Genomic DNA, 15,137 nt, shown 5'->3' on the forward strand with positions numbered 1-15,137 from the left:
CCGGCGGGTCTCAGTCCGCCGTGCCGTCGTGGAGCGCGTCCACGACGTGCTCGGCGATGGCCATGCACGAGGTCGCCGCCGGGGACGGCGCGTTGCGGATCGCGGTGACGGGTCCCGCGCGGTGGATGCGGAAGTCGTCCACGAGCGCGCCGTCCCGGTCGAGCGCCTGCGCCCGTACGCCCGCGCCGGCGCGCACGACGTCCGCCGCGCCGATCTCCGGTACGTAGCGGCGCGCGGCCTTCATGTAGGCGCGCTTGGAGAGGGAGCCGCGCATCTCGCCGGCGCCGGTGCGCCAGTGGCGGCGGGCCATGCGCCAGAAGCCGGGCCAGGCGAGGGTGCGGCGCAGGTCGCCGGGGCGTACGTCGCGCCTGCGGTAGCCCTCGCGGGCGAGCGCGAGGACCGCGTTCGGGCCGACCTCCACGTCGCCCGACACGCGGCGCGTGAAGTGGACGCCGAGGAACGGGTACCGCGGGTCGGGCACCGGGTAGATCAGCCCCCTGACCAGCGGCGCCTTCTCCGCCGACACCCGCATGTACTCCCCGCGGAACGGCACGATCCGCGGCGCCGCCCCGTCGCCCGCGAGCCCCGCAACGGTGTCGGCGTGCAGGCCCGCGCACACGACGAGCCGGTCCACCGCCTCCGACCGCTCGCCCGACGCCACGCGCAGGCCGCCGCCGTCCCGGTGGATGCCCGTGACGGGGAAGCCGCACCGCACCTCGCCGCCGGCCGCCGCGATGTCGTCGGCGAACGCCCGCGCGATCAGCGTGTAGTCGGTGATGGCGGTGTGCGGCGAGTGGAGGGCCGCGAGCCCGGCGGCGTGCGGCTCGATCTCGCGGATGCCGGCCGCGTCCACGCGCCGCAGCCCCGGGACCGCGTTGTCGCCCGCCCGCGCGTGGAGCGCGTCGAGCCGCGCCACGTCCGCCTCGTCGACGGCGACGACGAGCTTGCCGCACTCGTCGTACGGCAGCCCGCGTTCGCCGCAGTACTCCCGCAGCATGCCGCGGCCCCGCGTGCACAGGCGCGCCTTCAGGCTGCCGGGCGCGTAGTAGATGCCGGCGTGGACGACGCCCGAGTTGTGGCCCGTCTGGTGGACGGCGACCCGGTCCTCCTTCTCCAGCACCAGGACGCGCGTCCCCGGCCGGCGCGCGGCGAGCTCCCGGCCGATCGCGAGCCCGACGACGCCGGCCCCCACGACGCCGATGACCTCGTCAGCCATGCGCCACCTCCTTCCTCACGGCGGCGCGCGTCACGCGCCGAAGTGGATCGCGACGGTCTTGACCCGGGTGTAGAAGCGCAGCGCCTCGGTGCCCTGCTCCTTGAACGCCGAGCCCGAGTCCCGGAAACCGCCGAACGGGTGGTGCACGTCCCAGCCGGACGTGGTGGTGTTGACGGCGATCTGGCCGCAGTCCGCCTCGTCCGCGAACCGGTGCGCGGCGGCCAGGTCCCGGGTGAAGACCGCTGCGGCGAGCCCGAAGTCCGAGTCGTTCACCTCGTCGATCGCCTGGTCGAGGCCGGCCACCCGCCGCAGCACCACGACGGGTCCGAAGACCTCGTGCCGCCAGATGTCCATCTCGGGCGTGACGTCGGTGAGGACGGTCGGCGTGACGTAGCAGCCGTGCGCGAGGGCCGCGTCGTCCGGGACGCCGCCGCCCACCGCGATCCTGGCGCCCTGCTCCACGGCGAGCGCCGTGTCGGCGAGGACGCTGTCGCGCTGCGCCGGGCCGACGAGCGGACCGACCGCCGTGCCGGCGTCCTTGCCGGGGCCGACCCGCAGGGCGGCGACCCGTTCGCGCAGCAGCTCGGCGAACCGGTCGTGCACCGGCTCCTCGACGAGCACCCGGCTGGTCGCGGTGCAGCGCTGTCCGGCCTGGCCGAAGCCGGCGGCGATCACGGCGTCCGCCGCGGCGTCCAGGTCCGCGTCGGCCAGCACGACGGTGGCGTTCTTGCCGCCCATCTCGGCCTGGAAGCGGACGTTGCGGGTGGCGAGGGCGAGCCGCAGCCGCTCCCCCACCTCGTTGCCGCCGGTGAAGGTGACGGCGGCGATGCGCGGGTCCCCGGTGAGCGCCTCCGAGATGCGGGACGTCCGGCCGGTCACGACGCCCAGCACACCGGCGGGCAGGCCGGCGTCGTGCAGCGCGCGGGCGAGCGCGAGGCCCGACATGGGGGTCTCGCTCGCGGGCTTCAGGACGACGGCGTTGCCCGCGGCGAGGGCGGGCGCCAGCTTGCGGGCCGGCGTCAGCAGCGGGTCGTTCCACGGCGTGATGGCGAGGACGACGCCCAGCGGCTCGCGCCGGAACTCCGCGCGGGTGTGGGGGCGCGCGTCGTGGAGCAGCGTGCCGTAGCCGTCGCGGGCGACGCCGGCGTAGTAGGCGAGGAAGTCGGCGGACTTCTCGACCTCGCCGCGCGCCTCGGCCCGTGTCTTCCCCATCTCCGTGACGACGGTGCCGGCGACCTCGTCCGCCCGCTCCCGCAGGAGCGCGGCGGCGTCGGTCAGCACCCTGGCGCGGACGAACGGCGAGGTGGCGCGCCACGTCGCGAAGCCCTCCTCCGCCGCGTCGTACAGCCGCTCGACGTCCTCGGGCGACAGGGCGGGGACCCGGGCGACGGGCTCGCGGGTGTCGGTCGGGTCGAAGACGTCAACCCACGCGCCGGAGGTCACCCACCGCCCTCCCGCGAGGACCTCAAGGGACGTTACGGACATGACTGCTCCTCAGGACGGAAGAAGGGATCGCGGGAGCCCGCCTCGATGCCCCCACGATAGGAACGGCGCGTGGTCCCGACCACGCGCTGCGCGGCATGCATTGGTTGCGTTCCCCGCACTCCGCACCGGGCGCCGATCGTGGTGGGATCGGCCCGGCAGAAGCACACCTGATCAGGAGGAACGCATGCCGTACGCCGTTGTGGCCCACTACCGGTGCGCGCCCGGCGACGCGCCCGCCGTCCGTGACGCGCTGCTGCGCATGCGGGAGTCGACGCTGCGCGAGCCGGGCAACCGCGCCTATGTCGTGCACGCCGACGCCGAGGACGCGAGCGGCGACGCCGCGTTCACGCTGTACGAGCAGTACGCCGACCGGGACGCGTTCGAGGCGCACACGCGGACGCCGCACTTCGCGGAGCACATCGCCCGCACGGTGCGGCCCCGGCTCACGGCGCGGACCGTGTGGTTCGGCGACGTGATCTGACACGGGGGTGTCCCCGGGCCGCGCGGCCCGGGGACACCCCTTCACGTACCGGCCCCTACAGCTCGTTGCCCCAGCACATGCGGGCGATCGTCTCGACATGGACGAGCTTCCGCCACTGGTCCTCGGCCCGCAGCGGGGCGCGCCCCGCCACGTCGGAGAACCCGGCGCTCGGGCTCACGGCCAGGTCGTCGATGTCCTTGCAGGCCGCCGCCACGTCCATGCGGTCCATGATCGTGTCGACGTCCTCAAGGCCGGGGGCCGCGGGGTCCACGATGCCGAGGCACACGTCCCGGTCGGCGGGGACGGCCCGCAGCAGCCGTGTCTCGGCCTCGGTGCCCGCGCAGTACGGCAGGATCCACCGGTCCACCGGCACCTCCGTGAACAGCCGCTCCGCGACCGCCCCGGCCACCTCGGCGGGCGCGCGGTGCGCCGGGCACAGGCCGATGCGGACGTCGGACGGCTTGTCCCCGACGGCGACGGCGGCCGCGTCGACGGCCAGGGCGTCCGCCAGGCCGAGGCCGGGCGCCCCGCCGCCGGACAGGTGGTGGGCGTAGTCCGGGTTGGTGAGCTGGACGCAGCGGACGCCCCGGGCGATCAGCGCGCCGATCTCGTCGCGGACGATCCGCGCGAGGGCGTCGCCCAGCTCGCGGGCGCTGCCGAACGGCGTCGCGTCCGGGTCGAAGCAGCGGCCGGCGAGGTACGCGGGGGACGGCAGGGTCGCCTTCGCCGGGACGACGGTGAGCGCGGCGACGGCCGCCACCTGGTCGGCGATCAGCGGTCCCCCGGCCTTGGGCTCGCCGTCGGCGACCCACCGGGCGAGGCCGTCGTCCTCGGTGGCCCCGGTGCGGCGGAAGCCCGTCACCGCGTCGAGGACGGCGCCCCTGAAGTCCTCGCGCCGGAACTCGCCGTCGGTGACGACCGACAGGCTGAGCCGCCGCTGGGCGCGCACGGCGTCGGCGACGGCCTGGTCCTCCACGGCGCGCAGCCCGGCCCCGTCCAGGCCGCCCTGCGCGCGGCGGCGCCGGGCGTCGAGGAGTTCCTGCGGCCGGACGAGGCTGCCGTGGTGGTCGATGCGGAACTTGAACGTGTCAGCCATGGTGCCCCTCCGCCGTGCCCTCCCGCGGGGCGCCGCCCCACGCCCGGAACTCCAACTGGTAGCCGAGGCCGGCGAGTACGTCCTCGCAGATCCGCCGGTCCTCGTCCCCGGTGCCGCCCGCGACGCCGAGGCCGCCGAGGATCTCGCCGTCCCGCTGCACGGTGACACCGCCCTCGGCCGCCAGGATCGGGTGGGTGCCCATCCGCGAGAGCTGGGCGAAGAAGCCGGGGTTGCTGTCGGCCCAGGCGTGCAGCATGTGCGTGGGCCGCTCCATCACGGCGGCCGTGTACGCCTTCGCCGTCGCGATGCTCGGGGTGAGCGGCCGGGCGCCGTCCGAGCGTTTCACGAGCAGCGTGAAGCCGCCCGCGTCGACGACGGCGATGCTGAGCGCCTTGCCCAGCGCGCGGCCGGCCTTCTGCGCCGCGGCGACGATGTCCTCCGCCTCGTCCAGGGTCAGTCTCATACGGCGGCGCTCCGGTGGGTCAGGTCGTCGCGGACGCGGACGACGGCGGCGTTGAACAGTTCGGGCGCCTCCCAGTACATGGAGTGGGGCGCGCCGGGGACGAGTTCGAGGCGGGAGCCGGGCAGCAGTTCGTGGGCGCGGGTGACGGTGGCGGCGCTCAGGACCGCGTCGTTCGCACCGGCCAGGAAGCAGACGGGCAGCCCGGAGGCGGTGACCTCGTTGACGGTCGGCCCGCCGGTGGACAGGTTCCGCAGGTCGGCCATCTTCGCCGTGTTGAACGTGCCCATCTGCTGGAAGAGCAGCGTGCGGGCCGGTTCGCGCTTCTGGAAGTCCCTGCTCAGCAGCCGGTCGAGGACGGGCAGCTTGACGGCCTCGGCGCGGTCGGCCGCGACCAGCGCCGACAGTTCGGGGTGGTCGATGCCGCCCAGCGAGTGGGCCAGGACGACGCCGCCGACGCGGTCGGGACGGCGCAGGCCGGCCCGCAGCGCGGCGACCGCGCCGATGGACTGGCCGACGAGCAGTACGTCCCGCAGGTCCTCCTGATCGAGGACGGCGACGATGTCCTCGGGGAAGTCCTGGCTGTCGAACTCCGGCATGGTGGAGTCCGAGTTGCCGAAGCCCCGCAGGTCGACGGTGACGACGGTGTACCGCTCGCGCAGCGGCGCGACCTGCTGCCACCAGGCCGCGTGGTGTCCGCCCGAGCCGTGGACGAACAGCACGGCGGGTCCCGATCCGTGCCGCTCGTAGTAGATGGAAGTGCCGTCGGAGTGGGCGAAGCCCATGGCGTTCTCCTCGTCTCGCACGCGCTCAGGAGGGACGGTTGCCGTGGTACACCAGTTCGATCATGGTGTGGTCGGGGTCGTGGATGTAGCAGAACTTCGACCGGTTCTCCGGGCGTTCGACCGGCCGGGTGTGCCGTACCCCCAGCTCCTTCAGGTGGGCGAGGAAGCCGTCCCAGTCCTCCACCTCGATGGCGAAGTGGTACGGCGCCATGCGGTCCATCTCCTCGACCGGCGTGAAGTGCAGGTCGAAGTCGCCGCGCGTCATCAGCAGGACGCGGGTGTTGCTCTTCGCCTGGATCGGCTTGAGACCGAAGACCTTCGCGTACCACTCCTTGGTGCGTTCGGGGTCGGTCGTCGGGAAGTTCACGTGGTGGATGTACTTGGGGCTGCTGCTCATCGGCTCTTCCTCTCGGGCGGCGGGCCGGACTCGGCCCGCACGGGGTTGGACAACACGCCGATCCCGCCGATCGCGATCTCCACGACATCGCCCGGCCCGATCGCGCAGGCGGTGTCGGCCCCCATCCACAGCACGTCACCGGGGTGCATCGTGATCCAGCGCGTCGTCTCGGCGATGTACTCCCAGGGGTCGAAGATCATCGCCCCGGTGGGAAAGGCGGCGCGCGTCTCGCCGTTGACGCGCACGGTGGTGGTCGCCGCGAGCGGATCGGCGTCCGTCTCGATCCAGGGACCCATCGGTTTGAACGTGTCGCTGTTCTTGCTGCGCCACAGCGTCCGGTCCTCGTGCTGCCAGGCGCGTGCGCTGACGTCGTTGCCGATCGTCCAGCCGAGGACGGACTCCCGCGCCTCGGCCGGGCTCGCGCGGCGCAGGGTGCGGCCGATGACGGCGACGAGTTCGCCCTCGGCCTCGAAGCGGCCGGTCACCTCGCGCGGCTTGACGATGGGCGCGCCGTGGCCGATCAGGGCGTTGTTGGCGCGGTAGCCGACCTCGGGGCGCTCCGGCACGGCGGTGGCGTACCCGGTGGCCAGGGCGTGTTCGGCGTGCCGCGTGTAGTTGAGCCCGACGGCGTAGAACACGCCGGGTATGACGGGCGGCAGCAGCGTGGCCGACGCGAGCGGCACGGTCTCGCCCGTGGCGCGCGCCCCGCCGTCCAGGGGCGGCCCGTCCAGCAGGTGGATGACGTCCCCGTCGACGCGGCCGGAGCGGGGCCGCCCGTCGACGGCGATGCGGCAGAGTCTCATCGCCGGTCAGTCCCCCAGCAGGTGGGAGACGCGCTTCGTGACGAGGTACGCGTCCAGCCCCTCGGGGCCGCCCTCGCGGCCGTGGCCGCTGGCCTTGACGCCGCCGGACGGTGCCTCGTGCACGGAGCCGCCGCAGTGGTTGATGGAGAGGATGCCGGCCTCCAGGTCCGCCACGAGGCGTTCCGCGGTGGCCGCCGACCGCGTGAAGCCGTACGCCGCGAGGCCGTAGGGCAGGGAATTGGCGGTGGCGACGGCGTCGTCCAGGTCGGTGAAGGGGACGACGGGCGCGACGGGGCCGAACGGCTCCTCGTGCAGGATCTCGGCGTCCGGCGGCACGTCCGTGAGCAGTGTGGGCGGGAAGAACCAGCCGCGCCGGCCCTGGCGTTCCCCGCCGCGCACGATCTTCGCGCCGCGCCCGGCGGCGTCGGCGACGAACGCGGCCGTCGCGGCGAGGCGCCGCTCGTTCGCCAGCGGCCCCATCGTGACGCCCGGCTCAAGGCCGTCCCCGACGACCACCGCGTCGGCGGCCTCGGCGAACGCGGCGACGAACGCGTCGTGGACGCTCTCGTGCACCAGGAAACGGCTCGGCGACGTGCAGACCTGGCCGGCGTTCGCGAACTTGGCCGCCGCCGCGCGGCGGGCCGCGAGCACCGGATCGGCGTCGGCGCAGACGATGACCGGCGCGTGCCCGCCCAGCTCCATCAGCACCGGCTTCATCTCCGCGCCCGCCGCCGCGGCGAGCAGCCTGCCGACCGGGACCGAGCCGGTGAACGCGACGAGACGCGTCACCGGGGAGGCGATCAGCCGCGCCGACACCTCGGCGGGGTCGCCGAACACCAGGTTGAGCACGCCCGGCGGCAGACCCGCCTCGTCGAAGCAGCGGACGATCTCGCACGCCGTGGCCGGGGTCTCCTCGGACGCCTTGACGACGATCGAGCAGCCGGCCGCGAGCGCGCCCGCGATCTTCCGCATGGGCGAGCCGGCCGGGAAGTTCCACGGCGTGAACGCCGCGACGGGGCCTACGGGTTCACGCCGGACGCTGAGCAGCGTGCCCGGCGCTGACGGGATGATCCGCCCGTACGCGCGGCGTGCCTCCTCCGCGTACCAGCGCAGCGTGTCCGCGACGCGCAGGACCTCGCCGCGCGCCTCGGCGTACGGCTTGCCCTCCTCCAGCGTCATGACGCGCCCCACGTGGTCGGCGCGCGCGGTCAGGCGGTCGGCGGCGTCGTGCAGGAGCGCGGTGCGGCGGGCGACGGGCACGGCGCGCCAGACCGCGAAGCCGTCGGCGGCGGCGTCGGCGGCCCGGTCGAGGTCGGACGGCTCGGCCAGCGGGACGTCCCCGACCGGCTCCCCGGTGGCGGGGTTCAGCACCGGGGCGGTACGGCCGGCGGCGCCGGCGCACCACTGGCCGGCGATGTACATGCGGACGGTGGGGAAGACGGCGGGGGACGGATCGGTCGGGGACTGCTCGGGGGTCATGGTCACCTTCTGCGGTCGGGTCACTGCGCGCGCTCCTGGCCGCCCTCGGTGTCCCGGGAGCCGCGCAGCGTCCAGATGTGGTGGGGCGGCGCCGTCTCGTGGACCCGCGTGCCGTACGAGGCGTCCACGCGGTCCATGTCGGCCGCGTACTCCACACGGCCGCCGCACGGGGCGTGGACGAACCGGAACACGTTCGACCCGACGGTGTGCCGGCCGAGGCGCCGTGCCTCCCGCCACCCCCGGCCGACCATGTGGTTGCCGCCCTCGATGACGTCGTCGAAGCCGGGCACCTCGAACGAGACGTGGTTGACGCCCGCCCGGTCGGGCCGGTGGCAGAGCAGGAAGTTGTGCTGGTCGTCGTCGCCCTCGCACTGCATGAACGTGCCCATGGGCTCGACGATGTCGGTCGGGGTGAAGCCGAGGCGGTCGGTGTAGAACGCGACCGCGGCCCGGCGGCCCGCCTTGCGGATGTTGAGCGCGACATGGCACATCCGCAGCGGCCTGACCCGCCCGACGGAGGTCACGGAGGCGTTCCAGCGGGTGACGCGGCCGAGCGTGTTGCCGGTGCGGGCGGCGACCGGCCCCGGGTCGCGCGGGCGCGCCGGTGCCAGGCCGACGCCGAACCCGGACTCGTCGGCGGCGTGGTACGTGCCGTCGTCGCCGCGCCGCACGGGCCGGTCGGCGCCGACGGCGGCGGCGAGCCGGTCCAGTTCGGCGGGGGTGTCGACGCCCCACACCACCTCCCGCACGGTCGGGGCGGGCTCGACGGGCGGCGGCAGGCCGGGCAGGTCCCCGGTCTCCAGCCGGAGGGTCTGGCCCACCAGGGTCTCGAACACGGCGCGGTGGCCGTCGTCCGAGACGAGTTCGAGTCCCAGATCCCCGAAGAAACGGACGCACTCCGCGAGATCCGTGACGCTGTACGTGACCGATTCGATGCGCTGGATTCCCACTGCCGTCACCTTTCTCGCCGGCGCAAAGGCCGAGGGGCCACCGGCAGGCATTGATCCTAGAAACGCGGTGGCGCGGCGTTCAATACGCGGGACGCCGCACGGTGTTCAACCGTTCATTGCGCGCCGCGCGGGCTCGCGGCGCCGGCCGTCTCGTGGAAGGCGGGGATGGGGTTGCCCGCGAACCAGGACGTCAGGAAGTCCAGGAAGACCCGGACCTTGCGGGGGGTGTTCTGGGCGGGGCCGTAGATCGCGTAGAGGGACCGGTCGGGCACACCGAGTTCCGGGAGCAGGACGCGCAGGGCGCCGCTCATGAGGTCGTCGTAAGCGGGCCGGTGGGGAATCAGCGCGATTCCCCTGCCGTGCACCGCGGCTTTCTGCAGAGCGATGTAGGAATTCGAGAGGAAGGCGATGTTGCGTATCTTGTGGAGGGTGCTCGCGTGGCCGTGTCCGATGCGCCACACCGGGTCGTTCACATGGACCAGGCACTCGTGGGACGCGAGGTCGTTCGGCGAGGTCAGCGCCCCGTGCCGGGCCAGGTAGGACTCGGCGGCGCACAGGACGAACGGCAGCGAGGCGATCTTCTTCAGCCGCACGTTGGAGTCGCGCGGATCCCGCGTGTGGAACGCGACGTCGAAACCGTCGTCCAGGAATTCGTACGTCCGGTCCGACATGCCGCCGAGTTCGAACCGCACCGCGATTTTGGGGTGCGCGACGGAGAACGCGGCGATGGCGTCACCGAGATCGAGACTCCCGATCCATTTCGGGCAGATGACGGACAGCGGACCCTCGGGGCGGTCGTGGAGTTCGGCGATGTTGTCGTCCTCGGCGTCGATCTCGTCCAGAATGCGCTGGGCGAAACCGCTGTACCGCACCCCGGGTTCGGTGAGACTCACCGAACGCGCGGTGCGGTTCACGAGCTGGACGCCGAGTTGTTTCTCCAGGTCCGCCACATGGCGCGAGATGAGCGATCCCGACGCGCCCAGCACTTTCGCGGCACCGCTGAAGCTGCCGACCTTCGCGACCGTGACAAAACTGCGCATGACAAGAAGGCGATCCATGGGGCTCCTCCTCCGGCTCGGGCAGCGGAAGAGGCGGCGCTGCCCCCGGCCGAATATAGATCCGTCCCGCCGCCCGGCGACAGATGGTGATCACGGATTCGTCGGACTCTTTCCCGGTGTCGTGGGCTCAGTCCTCCAGGCAGTACTGCGGCGCCTCGGCGACGTTCTCCCGCGTGATGAGCGTGATCGGGGTCTGCGCGATCTTCTCGACGTCCTCGCCGTCGAGCAGCGCGAGGGTGTTCCGCACGGCGAGCTGCCCCGTCTGGGTCGCCGAGTTGGCGACGGTGGCGGCGAACCGGCCGTCCTCGACGGCGGCCAGGCCGTCCGCCGTGCCGTTCACCGTCACGATCTTCACGTCGGCGCCGGCCGCCTCGAAGGCGTTGAGCGCGCCGAACGCCATCTCCTCGTTGGCGACGAACGCGTACTGCAGGTCCGGGTGCGCCTGGATGATGTTCTCGGCCACGTCCTGCGCGTCCGCCCGGTTGAACATGCCCGGCTGGTTCGCGACCACCTCGACGTTGTCCGGCAGGGCGCCCGTGAACCCCTCGACCAGCAGGTCGGACGCGGCGCCCGGCGCGCCCGCGATCACGGCCGCCTCCACCTGCGCGCCGCCGGCGTCCTGGGCGACCCAGTCGGCGTCCAGCGCACCGACCGCCGGCAGGTCCACGACGACGGCGCCGAGGATCTCGGAGGTGTCCTCGGTGATCACCGACGTCAGGAAGATCGGGATGTCGGCGGCGCGCGCCTTGGCGATGTCGCCCTCCAGCGCGTCCACGTTGACCGTCTGCACGATGAGGGCGTCGACCTGCCGGGAGATCATGTCCTCGATGTTGGACAGCTCGGTGCCGGGATTCTGGTTCGAGTTCGCGGTGAGCAGTTCCGCGTCACCCGCCTCCACCTCCGCGGTGACGGCTCTTTGCAGACAGGTGTGGAATTCCGTGTTGGCGCCGTTGACGAAACCGAGGGTCACGCCGTCGTCGGAGCCGGACCCCGAGCCCGACCCGCAGCCGCCCAGCAGGGCGGCGGAGCTGAGCGCGGCGGTCAGCGCGACGGACGTACGGCGGGCGGAAGAAGGCATGGCGGAGCCGCCTTTCGGTGTGCGGGTGAAGTGTGCGGACAGGGGTGCGGACGTGCGCCGTACTGCGAGGAGCCGCGCCGGCGGTCAGAGCCGGCGATGCTGGAACAGGTTCGCGATGGCCGCGATCAGCAGCACGGAACCGACAGCGATCTGCTGGTAGTAGGAGGAGATCTCCAGCAGGTTAAGGACGTTGGCGACGACCTGGAGCAGCAGCACGCCAAGCGCCGTCCCGACGACGGTGCCGCGCCCGCCCTGGAGCGACGTGCCGCCGATGACGACGGCCGCGACGGCGGTGAGCTGGAGCGGCAGCCCGCCCGTGCCGGGGCTGCTCGCGCCCAGCCGGGACAGCAGCATGATGCCGGCGAGGCCCGACAGCGCGCCGGCCGACGCGTACAGGATCAGCTTGTCGCGCGCGACGTTGATCCCGCTGAGGCGCGCGACGTCCTCGTTGCCGCCGATGGCGAACGCGTCCCGGCCGAACACCGTGTACCGCATCAGCAGGGCGATGCCCGCCAGCACGAGGACCGCGACGATGAGCAGGTAGGGCAGGCCGAGGAACGACTCGTTGCCCAGCGCGGTGAGGCGGGTCCCGATGGTGATGCTGAGGCCCCCGATGACGAGCAGCGCCACCCCGTCGAGGAGAGTCGCCGTCGCCAGGGTCGCGACGAACGGCGCGAGGCTCGTGAACGTGACGACCAGGCCGTTCACCAGGCCGATGGCGGTGGCCAGCGCGATGGACAGGACGACCGTCAGCCACGTCGGGTTGCCGTGGTCGATGAGCTGCGCCGCGACAGCCGTGGTGACGGCGACGTTGCTGCCCATCGAGAAGTCCATGCCCCCCGCGGTCATCAGGAGCGTGAGGCCGCCGGCGATGACGGCCGTGACGCTGACCTGCCGCAGCACGTTCAGGAGGTTGGTCGAGGTCAGGAACGCGTCCGTGCGGAGGCTCGCGAACACCACGAGCAGCACCAGGACGGCGAGCAGCCCCGCGTGCGGGACGGTGAGGACGGCCGACGCGGCGCGGCGCCGGCCCGGCGGGGTCGCGGGGGGCCGCTCGGCCGTCCGGCCCGCGGCCCCGGTGGGTGAACCGATGCTCATGACAGTTCTCCTCCCAGGACGGTGGCGACCAGCTCGTCGCGCCCGATGCGGCCGATGTCGTGCTCGGCGACCGTCCGGCCACCGCGTACGACGACGACGCGGTCGGCCAGGCGCATCACCTCCTCGGCGGACGACGAGGCCAGCAGGACGGCCGCCCCCGACTCCGCCAGCCGGTCGATGAGCGTGTGGATCTCCGCCATGGCGGCGACGTCCACGCCGTTGGTCGGGTCCTCCAGGAAGCAGGCCGCGGGTCCCGTGCCGAGCCACTTGGCGAGGAGGACCTTCTGCTGGTTGCCGCCGGACAGCCGGCCCACCGGCGGGTTCGCCGACAGCGCCCGCACGCGGTACGTGTCGCGCAGCGGCGCGGCGCGGCGGGCCAGCGCCCCGGTGCGGTGCAGGCGGCGGCGCTCCAGGCGGTCGCGCGCCAGCATGATGTTCTCGTCCACGGACAGTTCGGGGACCAGGCCGAGCGTGCGCCGGTCCCCCGTCACACAGCGCAGCCCGCTGCCGAGCGACCGGGACACGCGCCCGAACGGGACGGCCGTACCGCCGACCGTCAGCGTCCCGCGCCGGGGCCTGCGGCGCCCCGACAGCAGGTCGAACAGGCGGGCCTGCGCGTCCCCGGCCGGCCCGAGCACGGCCACGATCTCGCCCTTGCGCACCTCGACACCGAAGCCGTCGATGCCGCGGCCGTCGCACAGGTCCCGCACGGCGAGCCCGACCTCGTCGGACGCGGGCGCGCGGTCGGGGCGGCAGGAGACGACGTCGCGGCCCACCATGTCGCGCACGAGCGTGCCCTCGTCCGTGCCGGCGGCCTCCGTACTGCGCACCACGGCCCCGTCGCGCAGGACCGTCACGCGGTCGGCGAGGCCGAGGACCTCGTCGATGTGGTGCGAGATGTAGATGACGGCGACACCGCCGTCGCGCAGCCGGCGCACCAGCGTCCGGATCTGCTCGGCCGCCTCGGCGCCGAGGCAGGCGGTCGGCTCGTCCAGCACGAGGACGCGGCCGCCGCGCCGCACCTCCCGCGCGACCTCGACCATGGTCTGCTCCGCGACGGTCAGGTCGCCGGCCACGGCCTCGGCGTCCACGGCGATGCCGAGTTCGGCGAGCGCCGAGCGGGCGGCCCGCCGCACCGCGCGCCAGCCCACGACGGAGCGGCGGTTCGGGAGGTCGCCGAGCATGACGTTCTCGGCGACCGTGAGGCTCATGACGAGTTCCCTGCGCTGCGGGACGGTCGAGATGCCGAGCCGCCGCGCCAGGCGGGGCGTGAGCTGGGCGTGCGGCCGGCCGGCGATCTCGATGTGCCCCTCGTCCGGGTCGTGCACGCCCGACAGGATCTGCACGAGGGTCGACTTGCCGGCGCCGTTCATGCCCATCAGCGCGTGGATCTCGCCGGGGCGGACGTCGAGGCTGACGTCCGTCAGGGCCAGCGCGCCGCCGAATCGTTTCGTCACGCCGCGCACCCGGATGACCGGCTCGGCCGGCTGCGGCCCGGCCGGGGCGGCGCGCCGTTCGGCCACGGGCCGGGGTGCCCGGCTCACCGGGGATCGCCTTCCGCCTCCGCCGCCGCCCGGCCGTACCCCCGGATGTCGGGGAACGGCGGCGTGCGGTCCGGCTGGAGGTCGACCTCGAACGCGTTGAGGCACATCGCGAGCATGCTGAAGTTGCCGAGCGAGCCGACCGCGTCCACCAGCCCCCGCGCGCCGAAGTGCTTCTCCGCCGCGCGGAACGTGTCCTCGCCGACGAAGTGGTCCTCCAGCAGCTCGCGGCAGAACCGGTGGAAGGCCGCGTCCTCCTCGCGGTCGAAGGCGGGCTCGCGGCGCTCGGCGATGGCGCGGACCGCGTCGGCGGGCAGGCCGGCCTCGACCGCCTTGTCCACGTGGGCATTCCACGAGTACTGCGCGTCGAAGTGGCGCGCAGCCATCAGCAGGGACAACTCCCGCAGCCGCACCGGGAGGCTCGACTCGAAGCGCGCGAACGCCCCCAGCGCCTCGACGCGTTCGCACAGCTCCGGGCTGTGCAGCCAGACGCGGAACGGTCCGCGCACCGCACCCCGGCGCCCGGCGATGCGCGCGCCGATCTCGGCCTGCCGTTCGGTCATGTCGTCCTGGCTGATGGGCGGAAGTCTCATGAGCTGTCGCAGCCTTTGCCTCGGGGGCCTGACGGCCGGGAGGGGTCGATTGCGGAGCAACGTACAGCTCTGTGGGAGGGGTCACAGGCCCCCGGGACGCAACGTAAAGCTGCACGCCGCGTGACGCTCGGGAACGGCCCGTCGTGCCTAACCTCGTTCCGCGCGCAGGCCGGACGGAGGGAGACGACATGACCGTGATCATCAAGGTGTCCGAGGTCCAGGTGCTCGACCGGGGCGGCTCGGTCGCCACGACGCCGCTGGTCACGACGCCCGTGGCGGGCGGCGAGAACCGCATCACCAGCGGCATGAGCGTCTACCCGGTGGGCAGCGGCGCGCCGATGCACTCGCACAACTGCGACGAGCACGTCACCGTCCTCGACGGCGAGGCCGAGGTCGTCGTGGACGGGGAGGTGACGCGCCTCGGCCGGTTCGACACGACGTACGTCCCGTCGCCGGTCCCCCACCTGTTCCGCAATGTCGGCGACGTGCCGCTGCGCATCCTGTGGGTCTACACGTCGGGCACCGTCACGCGCACCTTCACGGACACGGGCGTGACGGTGGAACACCTGTCGCCGGAGGACCGGATGGGCGGCCGGGACTGACCCCGGCCGCCCCGC

16 protein-coding genes are annotated in these 15,137 nt (G+C 73.5%); 2 read left to right on the top strand and 14 right to left on the bottom strand.

Annotated elements, in window-relative coordinates; all coding sequences use genetic code 11:
- Positions 1 to 10: 10 nt before the first annotated feature.
- Positions 11 to 1,216, bottom strand: a complete 1,206-nt coding sequence (gene lhgO / locus EMA09_RS12070) for an L-2-hydroxyglutarate oxidase (protein ID WP_129841061.1) — start codon at positions 1,214 to 1,216, stop codon at positions 11 to 13.
- A gap of 30 nt (positions 1,217 to 1,246) precedes the next feature.
- Positions 1,247 to 2,701 carry an aldehyde dehydrogenase family protein gene (locus EMA09_RS12075; RefSeq protein WP_129841062.1) on the bottom strand — a complete coding sequence of 485 codons (1,455 nt, stop codon included), beginning with the start codon at positions 2,699 to 2,701 and terminating at the stop codon, positions 1,247 to 1,249.
- A gap of 184 nt (positions 2,702 to 2,885) precedes the next feature.
- On the opposite strand from EMA09_RS12075, the gene EMA09_RS12080 reads away from it, so the two are divergent.
- Positions 2,886 to 3,182 (top strand): antibiotic biosynthesis monooxygenase family protein, encoded by a 297-nt coding sequence (locus EMA09_RS12080; RefSeq protein WP_129841063.1) that lies wholly within the window; start codon positions 2,886 to 2,888, stop codon positions 3,180 to 3,182.
- 55 nt (positions 3,183 to 3,237) lie between these two features.
- On the opposite strand, the gene EMA09_RS12085 is transcribed toward EMA09_RS12080, so the two are convergent.
- From EMA09_RS12085 to EMA09_RS12140, 12 genes are all read right to left on the bottom strand, one after another.
- On the bottom strand, positions 3,238 to 4,278 hold the full coding sequence (locus tag EMA09_RS12085) for a methionine synthase II (cobalamin-independent)-like protein (RefSeq protein WP_129841064.1): 1,041 nt from the start codon (positions 4,276 to 4,278) through the stop codon (positions 3,238 to 3,240).
- Positions 4,271 to 4,741, bottom strand: a complete 471-nt coding sequence (locus tag EMA09_RS12090) for a heme-binding protein (RefSeq protein WP_129841065.1) — start codon at positions 4,739 to 4,741, stop codon at positions 4,271 to 4,273. The genes EMA09_RS12085 and EMA09_RS12090 overlap by 8 nt, the downstream gene beginning before the upstream one ends.
- Entirely contained in the window at positions 4,738 to 5,523 is a 786-nt protein-coding gene (locus tag EMA09_RS12095; protein WP_129841066.1) for an alpha/beta hydrolase, read from the bottom strand. Before EMA09_RS12095 ends, EMA09_RS12090 begins: the two co-directional genes overlap by 4 nt.
- A 25-nt stretch (positions 5,524 to 5,548) precedes the next feature.
- A complete protein-coding gene (locus EMA09_RS12100; RefSeq protein WP_129841067.1) occupies positions 5,549 to 5,920 on the bottom strand; it encodes a VOC family protein in 372 nt (123 codons plus the stop codon).
- Complete coding sequence (locus EMA09_RS12105; RefSeq protein WP_129841068.1) at positions 5,917 to 6,723, bottom strand: fumarylacetoacetate hydrolase family protein; 807 nt, start codon at positions 6,721 to 6,723, stop codon at positions 5,917 to 5,919. Before EMA09_RS12105 ends, EMA09_RS12100 begins: the two co-directional genes overlap by 4 nt.
- A 6-nt stretch (positions 6,724 to 6,729) precedes the next feature.
- Positions 6,730 to 8,145: an NAD-dependent succinate-semialdehyde dehydrogenase gene (locus EMA09_RS12110; protein WP_129843990.1), complete on the bottom strand. Its 1,416-nt coding sequence runs from the start codon at positions 8,143 to 8,145 to the stop codon at positions 6,730 to 6,732.
- A 77-nt stretch (positions 8,146 to 8,222) separates the two neighbouring features.
- Complete coding sequence (locus EMA09_RS12115; RefSeq protein WP_129841069.1) at positions 8,223 to 9,152, bottom strand: VOC family protein; 930 nt, start codon at positions 9,150 to 9,152, stop codon at positions 8,223 to 8,225.
- A gap of 113 nt (positions 9,153 to 9,265) precedes the next feature.
- Positions 9,266 to 10,210 (bottom strand): LysR family transcriptional regulator, encoded by a 945-nt coding sequence (locus EMA09_RS12120; RefSeq protein ID WP_129841070.1) that lies wholly within the window; start codon positions 10,208 to 10,210, stop codon positions 9,266 to 9,268.
- 127 nt (positions 10,211 to 10,337) lie between these two features.
- Positions 10,338 to 11,288, bottom strand: coding sequence for a sugar ABC transporter substrate-binding protein (locus EMA09_RS12125; protein ID WP_129841071.1), 951 nt, complete (start codon positions 11,286 to 11,288; stop codon positions 10,338 to 10,340).
- A gap of 84 nt (positions 11,289 to 11,372) precedes the next feature.
- Complete coding sequence (locus EMA09_RS12130; RefSeq protein ID WP_129841072.1) at positions 11,373 to 12,386, bottom strand: ABC transporter permease; 1,014 nt, start codon at positions 12,384 to 12,386, stop codon at positions 11,373 to 11,375.
- Entirely contained in the window at positions 12,383 to 13,930 is a 1,548-nt protein-coding gene (locus EMA09_RS12135) for a sugar ABC transporter ATP-binding protein (protein WP_240796359.1), read from the bottom strand. The genes EMA09_RS12130 and EMA09_RS12135 overlap by 4 nt, the downstream gene beginning before the upstream one ends.
- The gene (locus EMA09_RS12140; RefSeq protein WP_129841073.1) at positions 13,927 to 14,520 is read right to left on the bottom strand and encodes a carboxymuconolactone decarboxylase family protein; all 594 of its coding nucleotides are present in this window, start codon (positions 14,518 to 14,520) and stop codon (positions 13,927 to 13,929) included. The genes EMA09_RS12135 and EMA09_RS12140 overlap by 4 nt, the downstream gene beginning before the upstream one ends.
- 188 nt (positions 14,521 to 14,708) lie before the next feature.
- On the opposite strand from EMA09_RS12140, the gene EMA09_RS12145 reads away from it, so the two are divergent.
- Positions 14,709 to 15,122, top strand: coding sequence for a cupin domain-containing protein (locus EMA09_RS12145; RefSeq protein WP_129841074.1), 414 nt, complete (start codon positions 14,709 to 14,711; stop codon positions 15,120 to 15,122).
- Positions 15,123 to 15,137: the final 15 nt, after the last annotated feature.

This window comes from Streptomyces sp. RFCAC02 (assembly GCF_004193175.1).
Taxonomy (GTDB): domain Bacteria; phylum Actinomycetota; class Actinomycetes; order Streptomycetales; family Streptomycetaceae; genus Streptomyces.

Excerpts from the sequence above, each read along its gene's own strand:
- lhgO (WP_129841061.1), bottom strand. The coding sequence starts at position 1,216 with ATGGCTGACGAGGTCATCGGCGTCGTGGGGGCCGGCGTCGTCGGGCTC.
- EMA09_RS12075 (WP_129841062.1), bottom strand. The coding sequence starts at position 2,701 with ATGTCCGTAACGTCCCTTGAGGTCCTCGCGGGAGGGCGGTGGGTGACC.
- EMA09_RS12080 (WP_129841063.1), top strand. The coding sequence starts at position 2,886 with ATGCCGTACGCCGTTGTGGCCCACTACCGGTGCGCGCCCGGCGACGCG.
- EMA09_RS12085 (WP_129841064.1), bottom strand. The coding sequence starts at position 4,278 with ATGGCTGACACGTTCAAGTTCCGCATCGACCACCACGGCAGCCTCGTC.
- EMA09_RS12090 (WP_129841065.1), bottom strand. The coding sequence starts at position 4,741 with ATGAGACTGACCCTGGACGAGGCGGAGGACATCGTCGCCGCGGCGCAG.
- EMA09_RS12095 (WP_129841066.1), bottom strand. The coding sequence starts at position 5,523 with ATGGGCTTCGCCCACTCCGACGGCACTTCCATCTACTACGAGCGGCAC.
- EMA09_RS12100 (WP_129841067.1), bottom strand. The coding sequence starts at position 5,920 with ATGAGCAGCAGCCCCAAGTACATCCACCACGTGAACTTCCCGACGACC.
- EMA09_RS12105 (WP_129841068.1), bottom strand. The coding sequence starts at position 6,723 with ATGAGACTCTGCCGCATCGCCGTCGACGGGCGGCCCCGCTCCGGCCGC.
- EMA09_RS12110 (WP_129843990.1), bottom strand. The coding sequence starts at position 8,145 with ATGTACATCGCCGGCCAGTGGTGCGCCGGCGCCGCCGGCCGTACCGCC.
- EMA09_RS12120 (WP_129841070.1), bottom strand. The coding sequence starts at position 10,210 with ATGGATCGCCTTCTTGTCATGCGCAGTTTTGTCACGGTCGCGAAGGTC.
- EMA09_RS12125 (WP_129841071.1), bottom strand. The coding sequence starts at position 11,288 with ATGCCTTCTTCCGCCCGCCGTACGTCCGTCGCGCTGACCGCCGCGCTC.
- EMA09_RS12130 (WP_129841072.1), bottom strand. The coding sequence starts at position 12,386 with ATGAGCATCGGTTCACCCACCGGGGCCGCGGGCCGGACGGCCGAGCGG.
- EMA09_RS12140 (WP_129841073.1), bottom strand. The coding sequence starts at position 14,520 with ATGAGACTTCCGCCCATCAGCCAGGACGACATGACCGAACGGCAGGCC.
- EMA09_RS12145 (WP_129841074.1), top strand. The coding sequence starts at position 14,709 with ATGACCGTGATCATCAAGGTGTCCGAGGTCCAGGTGCTCGACCGGGGC.